The sequence below is a fragment of the Williamsia sp. MIQD14 genome (assembly GCF_051025635.1).
In the GTDB taxonomy this organism is placed as follows: domain Bacteria; phylum Actinomycetota; class Actinomycetes; order Mycobacteriales; family Mycobacteriaceae; genus Williamsia_A.
This window is the reverse complement of sequence record NZ_JBPFDG010000001.1, coordinates 490,110-506,644: the sequence shown is the minus strand read 5'-3', so window position 1 is coordinate 506,644 and position 16,535 is coordinate 490,110. Positions and strand designations below refer to the sequence as shown.

Sequence of the window (16,535 nt, the reverse complement as noted above, 5' to 3'; positions counted from 1 at the left end):
TCGCGGGAATCGGGTCACACACATTCCAGCCGATCGAGCCACGGACGGATGATCCCCACGACCTCGCGCCGCACCAGCTGCGGCCATATCCACCGGACGACCATGCGGTCGCTCCACCGCAGCAGATCCTCCCGGGCTTTCTCGTCGGCGATCACATCCTCGACGCGCTGCCCCGGTTTCAGCAGTCGGCCGTATTTGATCTGACCGTCGAACTCGCCGACGAGTCGGTCGTCCCAGTCGAAGTCGGTGACCACTCGCCGTCCCTGGAGTGTGTGCTCGCGCTGGAGAGCCGGGATGGGCAGCCCCGCCGTGATCATCTGAGCCCGGCTCCAGGACTCACCCACCGACGCCGACGCTCCGTCGGCGTGGGCCAGCGCGCGTCGTGCGACGCCGATCCCGCGGCGCCGACGACCATCCACCTCGGCGGCCAGGTCGATGGCCTGAACACCGACGCGGAGCGCGGAGTCGAAGACGACCAGCGCCTGATCGAAATCACCGGCACACGCGACATCGACGGCGGTGCGAGCGCCCGAGGTGACGAGGAGTCCGTCGATGCCGGTGACGTCGGCGCCATCGAGCGGTCCCGCGTGCATATGTCGGGTGGGGGAGATCCTTCCACCGGTCGTCGCGCCGGACGTCGTGTGGACCCGGCGCAGTGGCGGGTGCAGCATGCCGAAGCCGTGGATCACCGCGGCCGAATGGTGACTGACGACGGTGTCGGGCTGCGTCGATGCCTCGACACGCAGGCGGTGTCGGTGCTCCGGCGACGAGGGCGTCGTGAGGAGATAGGTCCCCGCGCGTAGTCGCGTGAGGCGACCATCGCGGACTGCGGCCGCGAGGTGCTTGTCACTCAGGCCGACGCGGAGGGCGGAGTCGCGGTGTACGAGGCCGTTGTCGTCGACGGGAAATGAGGTCATGGGGTTTGGACGCGGCCGACAGCGGATCGGATCCCGAGACGTTTCCCGCGACCTGCTGCACCTCCCGCGACCGTTGCAGCGGTCGCGCGTGGACGAAACAGTCGCGCGAAGGGCGGTCAGTCGCGGAGGCGACGGGCCGCGGCGACGGCGCCGCCGCCGGCGGCACCGAGGAGGACCGCGGTGGGCAGGCCGATCTTGGCGGCCTTGCGGGCGGTGCGGTAGTCGCGGATCTCCCAGCCGCGGACGCGAGCGACGTCGCGGAGGTCGGCATCGGGGTTGATCGCGACGGCGGTCCCGCACAGCGACAACATCGGGACGTCGTTGTGGGAGTCGGAGTAGGCCGTGCAGCGCTTGAGGTTGAGCCCCTCACGTACCGCGAGCTGGCGCACGGCGTGGGCCTTGCCGAGTCCGTGCAGAATGTCGCCGACGAGCCGCCCGGTGAACTTCCCGTCGACGCTCTCGGCGACGGTGCCCAGGGCGCCGGTGAGGCCGAGACGGTCGGCGATGGTCTGCGCGAGTTCGAGGGGGGTGGCCGTCACCAGCCACACCTGTTGACCGGCGTCGAGATGCATCTGCGCGAGGGTGCGCGTGCCCGGCCAGATCTTGTCGGCGATGGTCTCGTCGAAGATCTCCTCACCGAGCCTGCGCAGTTCCTCCGTCGAGCGTCCGGCGATGAAGGCCAGGGCCTTCTCACGACCCGAGGCGACGTCGTCGGCGTTCTCGCGACCGCTGATGCGGAACTTGGCCTGCGCCCAGGCGAACTCGGCCATGTCGCGGTAGGAGAAGTAGTCGCGGGCGGCGAGGCCGCGGGCGAAGTGCACGATCGACGCACCCTGCACGAGGGTGTTGTCGACGTCGAAGAAGGCGGCGGCGGTGAGGTCGGGCGGGACGTCGGTCGGGGCGCCGGGCTCGTCGTCGTCGTGCAGCGGTCCGGCGAGTCGGCCGCGGCGTTCGAGGGTGGCGTAGGCGGCCTGCGCGCTGGCCTCGCCGGCCAGGGAGTGCCGCAGTTCGGCGGCGGACTGACGGAACCGTCCGACCCGACCCGACTGGGCCGACCGGTTGGCCCGCGACGAGATCCAGTTGCTGACGGTCCCACCGGGCTCACGGTCGTCGCCACCGACCGGACCTGTGCTGGTCACGGGGTCGACGGACTGTTCGGCGGGCACCGGGGGGATGGCGTCGGGCTCGTGCTCACCATCGCCGGTGGGGCCGGTGTGCATCGACCTCTCGGGGTCGGTGTCGCCGGGCGTATCGCTCACCAGATCGCCTCCTGCTCCTCGGCCTCCAAGCCTAGCCGCACCCGCCCACGACACCGCGTCCCCGTCGCGCCCGCGCCCGGCGGAGCCGGGTGCACAATCGGCGCCATGGTGATCACCCTGCTGACCCGCGCGGGTTGTCCGGCGTGCGCCCGCGCGCTCGACGAGCTGACCCCGGTCTCCCTCGAGTACGACACGACGCTCGAGATCGTCGACGTCGACGCCGCGGCCGCACACGACCCGGGGCTGCGCGCCGAGTTCGGCGACCGGCTGCCCGTGGTGCTGCTCGACGAGCGCGAGCACAGCTACGGCGAGGTGGACATGCCGCGACTCCGGGCCGACCTCGACGCCGCGAGGTGATCCAACCCTTCTTTGTGAACGCGTTCACAAGCGGTATACCCTCGACGCGTGCCTCATGCCGACGACGACGTGACATCGTCGATACCCGCTGCCTCCGTGGCGCGGTTGGCTGCCTATCTGCACGTGCTGCGGTCGTTCAGTGAGCACGGCGTCATGGTCGCCTCGAGCGGCCAGCTGGCGACCGCGGCGGGCGTGAACCCCGCGATCCTGCGCAAGGACCTCTCCCACGTCGGCGCGAACGGGGTGCGTGGCGTCGGCTACGACGTCGGCCGCCTCACCGCCCGCATCGCCCTCGCGCTGCGCACCTCCGACACCCACAACGTCGCCCTGGCCGGCGCCGGTCACCTCGGACGGGCTCTTCTCGCCCACACCGGACTCGGGCGCGGGTTCCGCGTGGTTGCGATGTTCGACACTGATCCCACCCTCGTGGGCACCACATTCGGTACCGGGGGCGTTGAGATGATCGTGGCACCGATGACCGAACTCTCCGCCGAATGCGCGGCGAAAGACGTCGACATCGCCGTGGTGGCGACGTCGGACGCGATCGCGCAGCAGACCTGCGACACCTTCGTGCTGGCGGGCGTGCGACAGATCCTCAACTTCACGACCGTGGCGTTGCACACGCCGCCGTCGGTGCACGTCCGACCCGTTGACCTGGCTCTCGAACTCCAGGTCCTCGCGTTCAACGCCTCGCGGCGCGACTCCACGAGCGCAGCGACCCAGAAAGCAGTGTCAGTGTGAGCATCTTCTTGTTCGGAGTGTCCCACCGCAGCGCGCCTGTCTCGGTGCTCGAACGCCTCGCGGTGTCCGACGGCGACCGGCCCAAGCTGGTCGACCAACTCCTCGACACCCCGCAGATCTCCGAGGTCATGATGGTCTCGACCTGCAACCGCGTGGAGATCTACGCCGTCGTCGACGCCTTCCACCCCGCGCTCGAGGCGGTCGGTGCGGTGATCGGCGAGCACTCCGGCATGACCGTCAACGAGATGACGCAGCACGCCTACGTCCGCTACTCCGAGGCCGCCGTCGAGCACCTGTTCACCGTCGCCGCCGGACTCGACTCGATGGTCGTCGGCGAACAGCAGATCCTCGGCCAGATCCGTTCGGCCTACGCCAGCGCCGACGAGCATTCCTCGGCCGGACGCGTCCTGCACGAGCTCGCCCAGCAGGCGCTGCGTGTCGGCAAGCGGGTCCACACCGAGACCGGCATCGATCGTGCCGGCGCGTCGGTGGTGTCGGTCGCCCTCGACCGCGCCCGCGCTCTGCTCGGCACCCGCGAGACCCCCGGGGCGATCGGATCGGCGGTCGTCCTCGGTGCCGGCGCGATGGGTGCGCTCGCCGCTGCCCACCTCGCCCGCGACGGCGTTCTCGACCTGTCGATCGTCAACCGCACCGCGGAGAAGGCCGATCACCTCGCGGCGAACGTCGCGAAGAACCACGGTGTGCGGGCGACGTCGGTCCCGATGTCCGAGCTTTCCGCAGCGGTCGCCGAGGCCGACGTGCTGGTGAGCTGTACGGGCACGGTCGGTTCGCTGGTGAGCGTCGGCGAGGTCCACTCGGCCCTGGCGCGACGCACCCGCACCACCCCGCTCGTCATCTGCGACCTCGGTCTGCCGCGCAACGTCGATCCCGCGGCGGCGAAGCTGCCGCACGTCCACATCGTCGACATCGAGGGCCTGCGCGCCGACGGGGCCACCCAGGCCGCCGCGGCCGACGCCACCGCCGCGCGCGCGATCGTCGCCGGCGAGCTCGCCGAGTACCTCACCCTGCAGCGCCAGGCCGAGGTCACCCCGACCGTCACCGCCCTGCGCCAGCGCGCCGCCGAGATGGTCGAGGCCGAGATCATGCGCCTCGAGACCCGGCTGCCCGGACTCGATGACCCGCAGCGTGACGAGGTCGCCAAGGCCGTGCGGCGCGTCGTCGACAAGCTGCTCCACGCGCCGACCGTGCGGGTGAAGCAGCTCGCGTCGACCCCGAACGGCGACCACTACGCCGAGGCGCTGCGCGAGTTGTTCGAACTGACTCCCGGTGCGGCAGAGTCCGTGTCGGCTCCCGAGACCGGTTTGCCGGTCACGGGGAGCGACCGTTGACGATCAGGATCGGGACGCGCGGATCGTTGTTGGCGACCACGCAGTCGGGGGTCATCCGTGACCAGCTGATCGCGGCGGGTCACGACGCGGAGCTGGTCGTCATCACGACCGCGGGCGATCTGTCGGCGGCACCCGTGGAGCAGATCGGTGTCGGTGTGTTCACCACCGCGATCCGCAACGCCCTGCACGCGCGCGACATCGACGTCGCCGTGCACTCCTACAAGGACCTGCCGACCGCGGTCGACCCGGTGCTCACCATCGCCGCCGTCCCGCCGCGCGAGGATTCGCGCGATGCGCTGGTCGCGTCGGGTGGCCGGGTACTCGGTGAGTTGCCGCCGGGTTCGACCGTGGGCACCTCGGCGCCGCGGAGGATCGCGCAGCTTAACGCACTGGGTCTCGGTTTGGAAATCCGCCCCCTACGAGGCAACCTAGATTCTCGGTTGGGCAAAGTCGCCAGCGGCGAACTCGACGCAGTGGTGGTGGCCCGTGCCGGGCTGGTTCGTATCGGTCGTGCCGATGAGGTCACCGAGGCGTTCGACCCGGTCGTGTTGCTTCCGGCACCTGCACAAGGTGCCCTCGCTGTGGAGTGCCGCTCCGACGATGCCGAACTGGTGAGCATTCTCGCCGAGTTGGACGACGCCCCCACACGGGCGGCGGTCGATGCCGAGCGAGCCGTGTTGGCAGCCCTGGAAGCCGGCTGCACGGCCCCGGTCGGAGCGATCGCCGAGGTGGTGGAGTCGCTCGACGACGACGGGCGCATCTTCACCGAGCTGTCGCTGCGCGCTGCGGTCGCTGCGGAGGACGGATCCGACGTGATCCGGTCGTCGCTGGTGGGACCGGTCGAACGCGCTGCCGAACTCGGGCGGGAACTCGCCGTAGAACTGCTGGATCGCGGGGCCGCGGAGGTCATGCGTTCCCAGTAGCCGCCGAACGCAGTTCGCTGTAGCCAACGAACGCAACGGACCCCCGCACGGGTCAGGAGAGCGCACGAATGAGCCGTACGAAGAAGGCCAGTCCGGGTCGGATCCTGTTTGTCGGATCGGGCCCCGGAGATCCGGCACTGCTGACGCTTCGCGCCCGAGACGCCATCGCCTCGGCGAGCACCGTGTTCGTCGACGCCGACGTCCCCGCGGGTGTCACCGCGCTCATCGGGGCCGACATCCCCGTCGAGGAGCCCGTGGTCCGGCCCGCCGAGACGACACCGGCCGACGCGTCCGCCGACGGTGACGACGACGCCTCCATCGACACCCCGCCCGCCGCGGACGACCAGGACCCCTCGGGTGCACGCATCCGGCCGGCCCTGGGCGACCCGGGTGAGGTCGCCAAGACCCTGCTCGCCGCCGCGAAGGCGGGCGACGACGTGGTCCGCCTGGTCTCGGGCGACCCGCTGACCACCGACTCCGTTCTCGCCGAGGTCACCGCCGTCGCGCGCACGTCGGTCGGCTTCGAGGTCATCCCCGGTCTGCCCGCCGCCGCCGCGGTGCCGAGCTACGCCGGTATGCCGCTGGGCTCGTCGCACACCGAGGCCGACGTCCGCGGCGAGGTCGACTGGGCCGCGCTCGCGGCCGCACCCGGCCCGCTGGTGCTCCACGCCACCGCCGGTCACCTGGCCGAGACCGCCAGCGCGCTCACCGAACACGGTGTCGCCGCTCAGACCCCGGTCGCGGTCACCGTCAACGGCACCACCTGCCAGCAGCGCACCATCGAGGCGACGCTGGCCACCCTCAACGACAAGGGCGCGGGCCTGCAGGGACCGCTCATCGTCACCGTCGGCAAGGTCGTCGCCCAGCGCGGCAAGCTGAGCTGGTGGGAGTCGCGCGCGCTGTACGGCTGGACCGTGCTGGTGCCGCGCACCAAGGATCAGGCCGGCGACATGAGCGACCGGCTCGTGGTGCACGGCGCGATCCCGATGGAGGTGCCGACCATCGCCGTCGAGCCGCCCCGCAGTCCCGCGCAGATGGAACGTGCGGTCAAGGGTCTCGTCGACGGCCGCTACCAGTGGGTGGTGTTCACCTCCACCAACGCGGTGCGCGCGGTGTGGGAGAAGTTCGCCGAATTCGGTTTGGACGCACGTGCTTTCAGTGGCGTGAAGATCGCCTGCGTCGGCGAGGCCACCGCGGAGAAGGTGCGCACCTTCGGCATCAACCCCGAACTCATCCCGAGCGGCGAGCAGTCGTCGCTGGGCCTGCTCGACGACTTCCCGCCCTACGACGACGTCTTCGACCCGGTGAACCGGATCCTGTTGCCGCGCGCGGACATCGCAACCGAGACCCTGTCGGAGGGCCTGCGAGATCGTGGCTGGGAGATCGACGACGTCACCGCCTATCGCACCGTCCGCGCGGCGCCGCCGCCGGCGACGACCCGCGAGATGATCAAGACCGGCGGGTTCGACGCGGTCTGCTTCACCTCGAGCTCCACGGTCCGCAACCTCGTCGGCATCGCGGGCAAGCCGCACGCGCGCACCATCGTGGCGTGCATCGGACCCAAGACCGCGGAGACGGCAACGGAATTCGGCCTGCGGGTCGATGTCCAGCCCGAATCTGCGTCGGTGCCCGACCTCGTCGACGCACTCGCCGAGCACGCCTCGCGTCTGCGCGCCGAGGGTGCTCTGCCCCCGCCGCGCAAGAAGGCTCGTCGCTCGCGGTCCTGACAGGCCCGGTCGCAGATGGCCGGGTCGCAGATGACAGCGTCGTAGGCTGGTCGGTATGACCTCGCATCCCTACATCCGGCCCCGTCGTCTGCGCACCACCCCGGCGATGCGTCGGATGGTGGCCCAGACCTCGTTGGAGCCACGGCATCTCGTGCTCCCGATGTTCGTGGCCGACGGTCTCGACGAGCCGAGGCCGATCTCGTCGATGCCCGGTGTCGTGCAGCACACGCTCGCATCGCTGCGTACGGCCGCCGCCGAAGCGGTCTCCGCCGGCGTCGGCGGAGTGATGCTGTTCGGTGTGCCGCGCGGCGAGGACAAGGACGCGACCGGCTCCGGGGCCGATGATCCCGAGGGGATCCTCAACCGCGGATTGCGCTCGTTGCGAGACGAACTGGGCGACGCCACGGTGGTGATGGCCGACACCTGCCTCGACGAGTTCACCGATCACGGGCACTGCGGCGTGCTCGACCATTCGGGTCGCGTCGACAACGACGCCACCCTCGACCGGTACGTGTCGATGGCGCTCGCCCAGGCCGACGCGGGCGCACATCTGCTCGGCCCGAGCGGCATGATGGACGGGCAGGTCGGTGTCATCCGCGATGCGCTCGACGACGCCGGGCACACCGACACCGGCATCCTGGCCTACACCGCGAAGTACGCCTCGGCGTTCTACGGTCCGTTCCGCGAGGCGGTCGGCTCGACCCTGCAGGGTGACCGCCGCACGTATCAGCAGGATCCGGCGAATCGCGACGAGTCGATGCGTGAGCTCGAACTCGACCTCGCCGAGGGCGCCGACATCGTGATGGTGAAGCCGGCGATGAGCTACCTCGACATCGTGCGGGACGTGGCGAACGCGACCGACGCCCCGATCGCGGCGTATCAGATCTCCGGCGAGTACTCGATGATCACCGCCGCGGCCGAGCGCGGCTGGATCGACCGCGACGCCGCGATCATGGAGTCGTTGACCTCGATCCGCCGGGCCGGCGCCTCTGTCGTGCTCACCTACTGGGCCACCGAGGTCGCCCGTCGCCTGGGCTGACCCCCGTTCGGCCACCTGAGCTGGGCGGACACCGTCGGATACGGGTGGGGCACTACTCTGTGTGCCATGTCGTACCCGTCGAATCCGCGGCCGTCTGCGCAGGGCCCGCCGAACCAGGGCACCCATCCGGAGTCCAGTCCGCAGAACCCGAAGCCGACCCTGGCCACGCCGATGGCGATCGGTACCGAGCTGTGGTTGGTGGTGATCGCGGGGCAGGCCATCGCCTACGGCGGTCAGTACTCCGCGGCCGCCGATTCGGTGCGCCGGGCGGCGCGCGAGGCGTCGACCGAGCAGTCCGATCTCATGGCGTCGACCGGCCTCATCGTCGGCGTGTTCGTCGGTGTCGGTGTGGTCGTGACGGCGGTGTCGTTGCTGCTGGTGTGGCTGGCGCGATCGGGCCACAACTGGGCGCGTCTCGCGCTGTCGTTCCTCAGCGGCTTCCTCGTGGTGCAGGCGGTGTTCTCGCTCTTCGGTGACGGCGGACCCGCATGGACGACGATCCCGTCGGTCATCAGTGGTGTCGCCGCTCTCGGCGCGGGATACCTGCTGCTGCAGAAGGACTCCGAGAAGTTCTGTCGGGACATGGCGATGTACCGCCGCGGTGGCGCGACGCCCACGCCGTACCCGGCCGCCCTCTACCCTCCGAACGCCTTCCCGCCGGCCCAGTACCCGCCGAGCCAGTACCCACCTTCCCAGTATCCGGCGAACCAGTACCCGCCCGCCCAGTACCCGCCCGCCCAGTACCCGCCCGCCCAGCACCCGCCGGCGCAGTACCCGCCGGCTCCGCCGCAGTACGACCCGAACCGGTATCAGCCTCCGGCGCAGCAGAATCAGGGATCTGCGCAGCACGGGGACCAGCAGCCGGGGCCCTACTACGACCCGCACGCCTACGACCCCCGGACCTTCGACCCGCAGGCGTATCAGCAGGCGCCGCCGACACCGCCGGCCGACGACCGGTCGTCGGCCCGCCCCGCGACGGGGGAGAACGTGCGCGAGCGTGACCTGTCCGCGCTCGACGAGCGGTCCGAGGACGCAACACCCGATCACCCCGACGACGGCGAGTCGCGCCGATGAGCGCGGGTGGTGTCGCGGTTCCGACGATGGCGGTGTGGGCGGCGCGGCTGTGGCTCGCCTCGGCCGTGCTCTTCGGTGTCTCGGCCGTGTGGTTCCTGTGGATCGGTATCGGCAGCGGCAGCGCCTTCGGTATCGGCCTGGGCGTCATCAGCATCGCGATCGCCGCGGCGGTGTACATCCTGGGTCGCCGCGCGGCGACCCCCGACGCACGCTGGCGATCGACGGTGTCGGTGCTGACCCTCGTGGTCACGATGGCGGGGATGCTCGTCGCGGTGCTGTTCTTCGACCCGTTCCTGTTGGTCAGCGGATTGGTGGGTCTCGTCGGATCGATGATGGCGTATCGGCCCGCAGCCGAGAAGTGGTTCACCGGGGGTGCGATCGGTGGCTGATCGGCGCGACCTCGACGCGGATTCGGCGGCAGGATCCGACGACGACCCGGGCGCAGTACTGTTCCGCGAGAACGGTGGCAGCTGGTGGGTGGTGTCGATCGGGCCGCTGCTGATCGCGGCGGTCGTCGCGGTCGAGGCGACCGGACCCGGGCAGATCCACTGGCCGGTGTTGTCGATCTTCTTCGTGGTGCTCACCGGGTTCGCCCTGATCCAGGTCTACGCCGCACGTCAACATGTCAGCGTCTGCCTCACCGAGACCACACTGCGGCAGGGCGTGAAGACGATCCCGCTCTCCGACATCGCGACGATCCACCCCGAGAACAACGCGCACGACCCCAAGGACTGGGAGAGTGCCAAGGCGCTGGGGGATCTGTCGGGTGTGCCGCGGCGTCGCACCGGAATCGGCCTCACCCTCACCTCGGGGAAGCTGACCCAGGCCTGGGCCCGCGATCATCGACGCCTCCGTCAGGAACTGACCGAGGCACTCCTCGCGGTGCAGATGGGGCTGGGTCCGCGCGGTGGCGCGAAGCCTGATCCCGACGACGAGCCGGACGAGACCCCGTGAACGGTCGGGCACGCCTGGTCGCCGGGGCGGCAGTGATCGTCGCGCTGGTGTTCGTTGCGCTGGCGGTGTGGCTCGCTCTGACCTCGGTGACCACCGCCGACTATCCCCCGCTGACCATCGACGACCGCACCGTGGGCGGCCCGTACTCGTTGACGACCTACAGCGGCAACCGGATCGGCGGCGCGACGGCGTGCATCCTCGCCGCCGTGGTCGCGACCTGTGTCGCGGTCACCCGGGTGCTCCCGCGCCGCCGTCGTGGCGACACGGGAGTCGACGGGGTCAGCCCTCCATCGCCACGGTGAGCAGCGCCTCGGGAACGCCGAAGGCGTCGACGAGGGTCTGCGCGTGCGGCCGGAGTTCCTTGCACAGTTCGTTCACGCCGCGACGGATCGCCTTGGCGCGCTCCACCGACACGTGTCGGTGCATGAGGAACCAGTCGAGGTCGTCCTCGAGCGCGGAGTAGACGAACAGGTCGCAGACGGTGCCCAACAGCTCGGCGGCGGCCTTGCTGTCGCAGTTCTCGATGCCCTCGATGAACGACTCGAGCACCACACGCTCCATGTGGGCGTGGCCCACCTTCAGCAGGTGATCCTGGGCGTTGTTGAACACCTCGAACGCGTCGGCATCCTCGGCCGTCGCGCGGCGGAGACGGTTGGCGCAGGTGCGCAGCAGGTGATCCTCGCGGTTGCGGAAGAGGCGGATCTGCGTGGCCCGGTTCGACAGCTCCGACTCCTCGGGATCCTCACCGGAGGAATCGAGCAGGGTCTGCACCACCTGACGCGCGGCGGACTTCTCGAGGATGACGTCGCGGGCCATGTCTGCGATGAAGCGGGCCCAGCCCACGGTGTTCAGTCCGCGCACGTCCTCGGCGTAGGCCGAGAGCAGTTCCTTCGCGACCAGCTGTGTGAGCACGGTGTTGTCGCCCTCGAACGTGGTGAACACGTCGATGTCGCCACGCATGATCGACAGCTGGTTCTCGTCGAGATAGCCGTTGCCGCCGCACGCCTCACGGCACACGTTGATGCTGTGCGACGCGTGCCAGGTGGTCATCGCCTTCAGTCCGGCGGCTGTGCTCTCGAGTTCGCGCTGGCGGCCGGCCATCGAGTCGTCGCCCTCGGTGTCCTCGGGGTTGGCCGACTGCACCTCGTGCAGTTCCTCGACGACCTCGTTCTGCGCGAACGCCAGGGCGTACGACTTGGCGATGAGCGGCAACAGCTTCCGCTGGTGCGCCAGGTAGTCCATGATCACGATCTCGTTGTCGGAGTCGGGCGCCTCGAACTGGCGACGCTCGAGACCGTAGTGCGTGGCGATGGCCAGCGCCTTGCGGCCGGCGGCACCGGCCGTCGCGGCCACCGACACACGACCACGGATCAACGTGCCGAGCATCGTGAAGAAGCGACGGTTCGGGTTGTCGATGGGGGAGTGGTAGGTGCCGTCGTCGTCGACGTCGGCGTACTTGTTGAGCAGGTTCTCGCGTGGGATGCGGACGTGGTCGAAGCTCAGACGCCCGTTGTCGACGCCGGCGAGACCACCCTTCGGGCCGTCGTCGCCGATCGTCACACCCGGCATGGGCTCGTGGTTCTCGTCGCGGATCGGGACCACGAAACAGTGCACGCCGTGGTCTTCGGGCTCCTGACCCGGACCGGCGGTCACCAACTGTGCGAACACCGTTGCGAGCGTGGCGTGCTGGGCTGCGCCGCCGATGTAGTCCTTGGTGGCCGAGGGCGTGGTGGAGTGGACCACGAACTCGTCGGCGTCGCGGTCGTACGTCGCGACGGTCTCGAGCGCCTGGACGTTGGATCCGTGACCCTTCTCGGTCATCGCGAAGCAGCCGAGGAGGTCGAGATCGATGAGCGGCTTCACGTATTTGTCGTGGTGGCGCTGCGTGCCGAGGTTCTCGATCGCCCCGCCGAACAAGCCCCACTGCACGCCGGCCTTCACCATCAGCGAGAGGTCGGCGTAGCCGAGCATCTCGATCGCGGTGATCGACGCGCCGACATCGCCCGTCCCACCGTGCTCGGTACGGAAACCGGCCGAGGCGAAGTCGAGCTTGCCGAGCTCGCGGATGTGCTCGAACGTCCGGTCGCGTGACTCCTGCATCGTCAGCGTCGGGTCGGGCAGGAGGTCGGTGCGATCCATGTTGCGCCGCGCGTACTGGCGCGTCTCGCGCCACCGCCCGTCGAGCGTGTATCGCAGATTGTCGACCAGGAGTTCACGATCGACGTCGTCGGCGCCGACCACACTCAGGTCCGGGGTGACTTCTTCGGGTACTGCCGCATCGGTGACTGACATATACCCACGTTACGCAGAGCCGGACCGGGCTTGACGGAAATGATGATCACAGTTGACGACCGGAATACGGCAGCGGTGGGCGTGTCGGATAACAGCGGAGTAACGACTGTCGTCGCCAGGCTCGGCGATTTCCTCCGAACCTGGTGTGCAGGTGCATGACTGGGCGAACAATGACATCGAAAAAGTTCTGGCACTCGACGCATCGGAGTGCTAAATTCGGAGCTGCACAGTGATGGAGGGCTCGTCACCGGGGCGGGCCATGGCGACACAGGAGGTGGGTTGCTGTGCTTCGTTTTGATCCTTTCACCGAGATGGACGCACTGGCCCGCGGTCTGCTCAGCGGTCAGCCGACGGGATCGACGCGGACCCCGAGGTTCATGCCGATGGATCTCTGCAAGGTCGACGATCATTTCCTGCTGACGGCGGATCTCCCGGGCGTCGACCCGGGATCGGTCGAGGTCAGCGTCGACAACGGAACGCTGACCCTGGCCGCGCAGCGCACCGCGCGGTCCGATGATGCGGTGCAGTGGTTGGCCAACGAGAGGTTCTCCGGGACGTATCGGCGCCAGCTCAGCCTGGGCGACAATATCGACGCCGCGGGCATCGAGGCCTCCTATGAGAACGGTGTGCTCACCGTGACCATCCCGGTCGCCGAGCGGGCGAAGCCGCGGACGATCGCAGTGCGCCAGAAGGATTCGCCTCGGTCCATCGAGGCCGAATCGACAGCCTGACGCGACCTTGTCCCCAGGTGGCACCCGTGGGCCGGCCGGCTCACGGGTGCCGTCGTGCGGGCTGCTGGCAGGTGATGCAGTGGATCCCGCCGCCGCGGTCGAACAGCGGCCGCGCGTCGACGGTGACGACGTCGCGTCCGGGATAGGCGTCGGCGAGGATCTCCGCGGCCGGTGCGTCGCCGGGGTCGTCGAACGAGCACGCGACGACGCCGCCGTTCACCACCAGGTGGTTGATGTAGCTGTGGTCGACGAATCCGCCTGCGTCGGTGAGGTTCCGCGGCGCGGGCACACGCACGATGTCCAGCCGTGAGCCCATCGCGTCGGTGGCGTCGGAGAGCAGTTCGATGATCTCGGCGGTCACCGCGTGGTCGGGGTGGGCCGGGTCGGTCTGATCGTGGACGAGGATCGTGCCCGGCGTCGGGAAGGCCGCGACGATGTCGACATGTCCACGGGTGCCGAAGGTGTCGTTGTCCCGGGTCAATCCGCGCGGCAACCAGATCGCCGTCGTGGTGCCGATGGTGCGTGCCAGTTCGGCCTCGACCTGCGCGCGAGACCAGCTGGGGTTGCGACCCTCGCCGCGCTGGACGGTCTCGGTGAGCAACACCGTCCCGGCGCCGTCGACCTGTATGCCGCCACCCTCGTTGATCATGGGCGAGTCGATGCGTTCGGCACCGGAGAGCTCGGCGATCAGCGTCGCCACGTGCTGGTCTGCGTCCCAGGTCGCCCATTCGGCGGCGCCCCAGCCGTTGAACACCCAGTCGACCGCGCCCAGCCCGCCGGCGTCGTCGAGGACGAAGGTGGGGCCGATGTCTCGGGCCCAGGCGTCGTCGAGCGGGGCCTCGACGAGCGTGATCTCACTCGACAGATGGCGTCGTGCGTGGGTGATCTCGGCGGGGTCGACGATCACCGTCACCGGCTCGAAGTCGGCGACCGCGTGCGCGACCGCCGCCCACGTCGAACGCGCCTCCTCCCGTTCGGCCTCGCTGTCGCCCAGGGAGTATCCCGCGACCGGGTAGGCCATCCAGACACGTTCCTGCGCAACGGTCTCCGCAGGCATCCGCCATGTTCGGTCGGCGGGGGTCACGGCGTCACCGGCGCTGTCAGCGATGCGTAGGTGTCGGGCCGACGGGTGGCGAGGAACGGGAACAGTGCGAGCCAGTCGCGTCGCTGGTCGAGGTCGAGGTCGGCGACCAGGGTCACCGACTCGTCCCGGGGTGCCGCAACGAGGATGCGCCCGAACGGATCACAGATGAACGACGACCCGTAGAACGTGATCGCGCCCTCGTCGCCGTGTCGATTCGGCACCACCATGAACGTCGCGTTGGCGATCGCGTTGCCCACGATCACCTGCTGCCACAGGGGTTGTGTGTCGAAATCAGGGAAGTCGGGCTCGGATCCGATGGCCGTCGGATAGACCAGGATCTCGGCGCCGGCCAACGAATAGCTGCGCGTCACCTCGGCGAACCACTCGTCCCAGCACGTCGGCAGACCGAGGGCCGCGTCGAGTCCCTCGGGACGGTGCACCGGGTACGGGTCATCGGCCGGTCCGCCACGGAAGTAGGTGTCCTCGTGATAGCCCGGGCTGATCGGGATGTGGAGCTTGTGGGTGTGCGCGACGATGTCGCCTTGCGGTGACACGAGGATCGCGGTGTTCAGGCCCAGCCCGTCGTCACCGGGCGACGATTGATAGAGCGACGCGTGGACGAACACGTCGTGGGTGCGTGCCATCTCGGCGGCGAACGTGGCGGTCGGTCCGGTGTGCAGGTCCTCGGCGTCGGTACCCGGGTCGGTGCCCGCGCGTTCGAAGGCCGGATAGCGACGCAGGGTCAGCTCGGGGAGGAACACCACGCGGGCTCCCGCGCGCGCGGCCGCGGCGATCCCCTCGGCGAGTTCGGCCCGCAGGTCGTCGGGGTCGGCGTGCCAGCGGTGCTGCACCAGCGCGACGCGCAACGGTTCGCGCGTCGGCGCCTCGTACCGACACGGCGGCGCGGGCACCGCAGGGGCGACGATCGTTCGCATCGGGTCTCCTCGGGTTTAACGAATTATGTTCGTTTAACGATAACCCCAGCTCGCTGCCTCGGCAAGCGATGTCGAACCTCCGACTTTGCACCTTTCGGAGCGAAACGAAACGAATGTGAAACACGGCGTGTGCACAATGACGCAAGTTGTCCACAGGGTTCTCGAAGGGTGGGGTGCGTGGCGGGGTATCTGGTTCGCAGGCTCCTGAACTACATCGTCCTGCTGTTCGTGGCGACATTCCTGACGTACCTGCTGGCGTCGCTGACGTTCGACCCGCTGGCGAACCTCCTCGGTCGCAACCCGCCGCCGTCGGCGGGGGTGCTCGCCGCGAAACGCGCGGCGTTGCATCTCGACGACAATCCGGTACTGCGGTATTTCCAGTGGCTCCGCGACGTGCTCACGGGCGACTTCGGGCAGACGGTCGCGGCGGGATCGGTGAACGACGAACTCTGGCGACGCATCCTCGTGTCGCTGCGTCTGGTGGTGCTGGGCACCGTCCTCGGCGCGGTGATCGGGACCCTGGTCGGCGCGTATGGGGCCGTGCGGCAGTACAAGATCTTCGACCACGTCGCCACCGTCGTCACCTTCGTCCTGCTGAGCATCCCCGTACTGGTGCTGGCGCCGGTCTTGAAGTACGTGGCGGTGAAGGTCAACCAGTCGACCGGATCAACCTTCTTCGAGTACACCGGCGAGACCTCCACGACGCTGTCGCCCGGTCTGTGGAACGAGATCATCGACCGCGCACAGCATCTGGTGCTCCCGACCCTTGTCCTGCTGCTGTTCACCCTGGGTAGCTACAGCCGCTACATGCGCAGCTCGATGCTCGACGAGCTCAACTCCGACTACATCCGCACCGCGCGTGGCAAGGGTCTGACCCGTGGTCGGGCGATCTTCAAGCACGGCTTCCGCACCGCGCTGATACCGATGGCGACGTTGTTCGCGTTCGGGATGGGTGCGGTCATCACCGGCGCGACGTTCACCGAACGCGTCTTCGGCTGGTACGGCATGGGGGACTGGCTGATCTACGGGATCACCAGCCAGGACGTCAACATCACGATGGCGGTGTCCCTGTTCACGGCGCTGTCGGTACTGATCTCGGGCATGCTGACCGACATCCTCACCGCCGCACTCGATCCACGGATCCGCGTGTGAT

17 protein-coding genes are annotated in these 16,535 nt (G+C 69.2%); 12 read left to right on the top strand and 5 right to left on the bottom strand.

The annotated features are described in order from the left end of the window. Positions 1–14: 14 nt before the first annotated feature. Together ACQ7HM_RS02130 and ACQ7HM_RS02125 are read right to left on the bottom strand one after the other, a co-directional pair. Positions 15–917, bottom strand: a complete 903-nt coding sequence (locus ACQ7HM_RS02130) for a hypothetical protein (protein ID WP_434214588.1) — start codon at positions 915–917, stop codon at positions 15–17. A 116-nt stretch (positions 918–1,033) separates the two neighbouring features. Then, positions 1,034–2,176, bottom strand: a complete 1,143-nt coding sequence (locus ACQ7HM_RS02125) for an HAD family hydrolase (protein WP_434214587.1) — start codon at positions 2,174–2,176, stop codon at positions 1,034–1,036. A gap of 105 nt (positions 2,177–2,281) precedes the next feature. Here ACQ7HM_RS02125 and ACQ7HM_RS02120 point away from each other — a divergent pair, with 105 nt between their 5' ends. The 10 genes from ACQ7HM_RS02120 (at position 2,282) to ACQ7HM_RS02075 (ending at position 10,642) form a co-directional block, all read left to right on the top strand. Beyond that, complete coding sequence (locus ACQ7HM_RS02120) at positions 2,282–2,533, top strand: glutaredoxin family protein (RefSeq protein WP_434214586.1); 252 nt, start codon at positions 2,282–2,284, stop codon at positions 2,531–2,533. A gap of 48 nt (positions 2,534–2,581) precedes the next feature. Continuing rightward, positions 2,582–3,274, top strand: a complete 693-nt coding sequence (locus ACQ7HM_RS02115) for a redox-sensing transcriptional repressor Rex (RefSeq protein WP_434214585.1) — start codon at positions 2,582–2,584, stop codon at positions 3,272–3,274. Next, positions 3,271–4,623 (top strand): glutamyl-tRNA reductase, encoded by a 1,353-nt coding sequence (locus tag ACQ7HM_RS02110; RefSeq protein ID WP_434214584.1) that lies wholly within the window; start codon positions 3,271–3,273, stop codon positions 4,621–4,623. Before ACQ7HM_RS02115 ends, ACQ7HM_RS02110 begins: the two co-directional genes overlap by 4 nt. Then, on the top strand, positions 4,620–5,546 hold the full coding sequence (gene hemC / locus ACQ7HM_RS02105) for a hydroxymethylbilane synthase (protein ID WP_434214583.1): 927 nt from the start codon (positions 4,620–4,622) through the stop codon (positions 5,544–5,546). Before ACQ7HM_RS02110 ends, hemC begins: the two co-directional genes overlap by 4 nt. Before the next feature lie 68 nt (positions 5,547–5,614). Then, entirely contained in the window at positions 5,615–7,273 is a 1,659-nt protein-coding gene (locus ACQ7HM_RS02100; protein WP_434214582.1) for a uroporphyrinogen-III synthase, read from the top strand. 55 nt (positions 7,274–7,328) lie between these two features. Continuing rightward, entirely contained in the window at positions 7,329–8,312 is a 984-nt protein-coding gene (gene hemB / locus ACQ7HM_RS02095) for a porphobilinogen synthase (RefSeq protein ID WP_434214581.1), read from the top strand. Positions 8,313–8,378: 66 nt separating this feature from the next. Next, a complete protein-coding gene (locus ACQ7HM_RS02090; protein ID WP_434214580.1) occupies positions 8,379–9,386 on the top strand; it encodes a hypothetical protein in 1,008 nt (335 codons plus the stop codon). Continuing rightward, entirely contained in the window at positions 9,383–9,775 is a 393-nt protein-coding gene (locus ACQ7HM_RS02085; protein ID WP_434214579.1) for a hypothetical protein, read from the top strand. The genes ACQ7HM_RS02090 and ACQ7HM_RS02085 overlap by 4 nt, the downstream gene beginning before the upstream one ends. Continuing rightward, positions 9,768–10,340 carry a DUF3093 domain-containing protein gene (locus ACQ7HM_RS02080; protein WP_434214578.1) on the top strand — a complete coding sequence of 191 codons (573 nt, stop codon included), beginning with the start codon at positions 9,768–9,770 and terminating at the stop codon, positions 10,338–10,340. Before ACQ7HM_RS02085 ends, ACQ7HM_RS02080 begins: the two co-directional genes overlap by 8 nt. After that, a complete protein-coding gene (locus tag ACQ7HM_RS02075; RefSeq protein WP_434214577.1) occupies positions 10,337–10,642 on the top strand; it encodes a hypothetical protein in 306 nt (101 codons plus the stop codon). The genes ACQ7HM_RS02080 and ACQ7HM_RS02075 overlap by 4 nt, the downstream gene beginning before the upstream one ends. Here ACQ7HM_RS02075 and ACQ7HM_RS02070 read toward each other — a convergent pair. Beyond that, positions 10,620–12,632, bottom strand: coding sequence for an acyl-CoA dehydrogenase family protein (locus ACQ7HM_RS02070; RefSeq protein WP_434214576.1), 2,013 nt, complete (start codon positions 12,630–12,632; stop codon positions 10,620–10,622). The two genes, ACQ7HM_RS02075 and ACQ7HM_RS02070, sit on opposite strands and share 23 nt — an antisense overlap. 284 nt (positions 12,633–12,916) lie before the next feature. Here ACQ7HM_RS02070 and ACQ7HM_RS02065 point away from each other — a divergent pair, with 284 nt between their 5' ends. Beyond that, on the top strand, positions 12,917–13,363 hold the full coding sequence (locus tag ACQ7HM_RS02065) for an Hsp20/alpha crystallin family protein (RefSeq protein ID WP_434214575.1): 447 nt from the start codon (positions 12,917–12,919) through the stop codon (positions 13,361–13,363). A gap of 40 nt (positions 13,364–13,403) precedes the next feature. Here the strand turns inward: ACQ7HM_RS02065 and ACQ7HM_RS02060 are convergent, their stop codons facing one another. Both ACQ7HM_RS02060 and ACQ7HM_RS02055 read right to left on the bottom strand, forming a co-directional pair. After that, positions 13,404–14,384, bottom strand: coding sequence for an agmatine deiminase family protein (locus ACQ7HM_RS02060; RefSeq protein WP_434214574.1), 981 nt, complete (start codon positions 14,382–14,384; stop codon positions 13,404–13,406). Positions 14,385–14,443: 59 nt separating this feature from the next. Beyond that, positions 14,444–15,382 (bottom strand): nitrilase-related carbon-nitrogen hydrolase, encoded by a 939-nt coding sequence (locus tag ACQ7HM_RS02055; protein WP_434214573.1) that lies wholly within the window; start codon positions 15,380–15,382, stop codon positions 14,444–14,446. Positions 15,383–15,559: 177 nt separating this feature from the next. Here ACQ7HM_RS02055 and ACQ7HM_RS02050 point away from each other — a divergent pair, with 177 nt between their 5' ends. Continuing rightward, positions 15,560–16,534, top strand: a complete 975-nt coding sequence (locus ACQ7HM_RS02050; protein WP_434214572.1) for an ABC transporter permease — start codon at positions 15,560–15,562, stop codon at positions 16,532–16,534. Position 16,535 lies beyond the last annotated feature (1 nt).

What these genes read in the sequence shown, in the direction of transcription:
- ACQ7HM_RS02130 (WP_434214588.1), bottom strand. Translation starts at nt 917, where the DNA reads ATGACCTCATTTCCCGTCGACGACAACGGCCTCGTACACCGCGACTCC.
- ACQ7HM_RS02120 (WP_434214586.1), top strand. Translation starts at nt 2,282, where the DNA reads ATGGTGATCACCCTGCTGACCCGCGCGGGTTGTCCGGCGTGCGCCCGC.
- ACQ7HM_RS02100 (WP_434214582.1), top strand. Translation starts at nt 5,615, where the DNA reads ATGAGCCGTACGAAGAAGGCCAGTCCGGGTCGGATCCTGTTTGTCGGA.
- hemB (WP_434214581.1), top strand. Translation starts at nt 7,329, where the DNA reads ATGACCTCGCATCCCTACATCCGGCCCCGTCGTCTGCGCACCACCCCG.
- ACQ7HM_RS02090 (WP_434214580.1), top strand. Translation starts at nt 8,379, where the DNA reads ATGTCGTACCCGTCGAATCCGCGGCCGTCTGCGCAGGGCCCGCCGAAC.
- ACQ7HM_RS02085 (WP_434214579.1), top strand. Translation starts at nt 9,383, where the DNA reads ATGAGCGCGGGTGGTGTCGCGGTTCCGACGATGGCGGTGTGGGCGGCG.
- ACQ7HM_RS02070 (WP_434214576.1), bottom strand. Translation starts at nt 12,632, where the DNA reads ATGTCAGTCACCGATGCGGCAGTACCCGAAGAAGTCACCCCGGACCTG.
- ACQ7HM_RS02060 (WP_434214574.1), bottom strand. Translation starts at nt 14,384, where the DNA reads ATGGCCTACCCGGTCGCGGGATACTCCCTGGGCGACAGCGAGGCCGAA.
- ACQ7HM_RS02055 (WP_434214573.1), bottom strand. Translation starts at nt 15,382, where the DNA reads ATGCGAACGATCGTCGCCCCTGCGGTGCCCGCGCCGCCGTGTCGGTAC.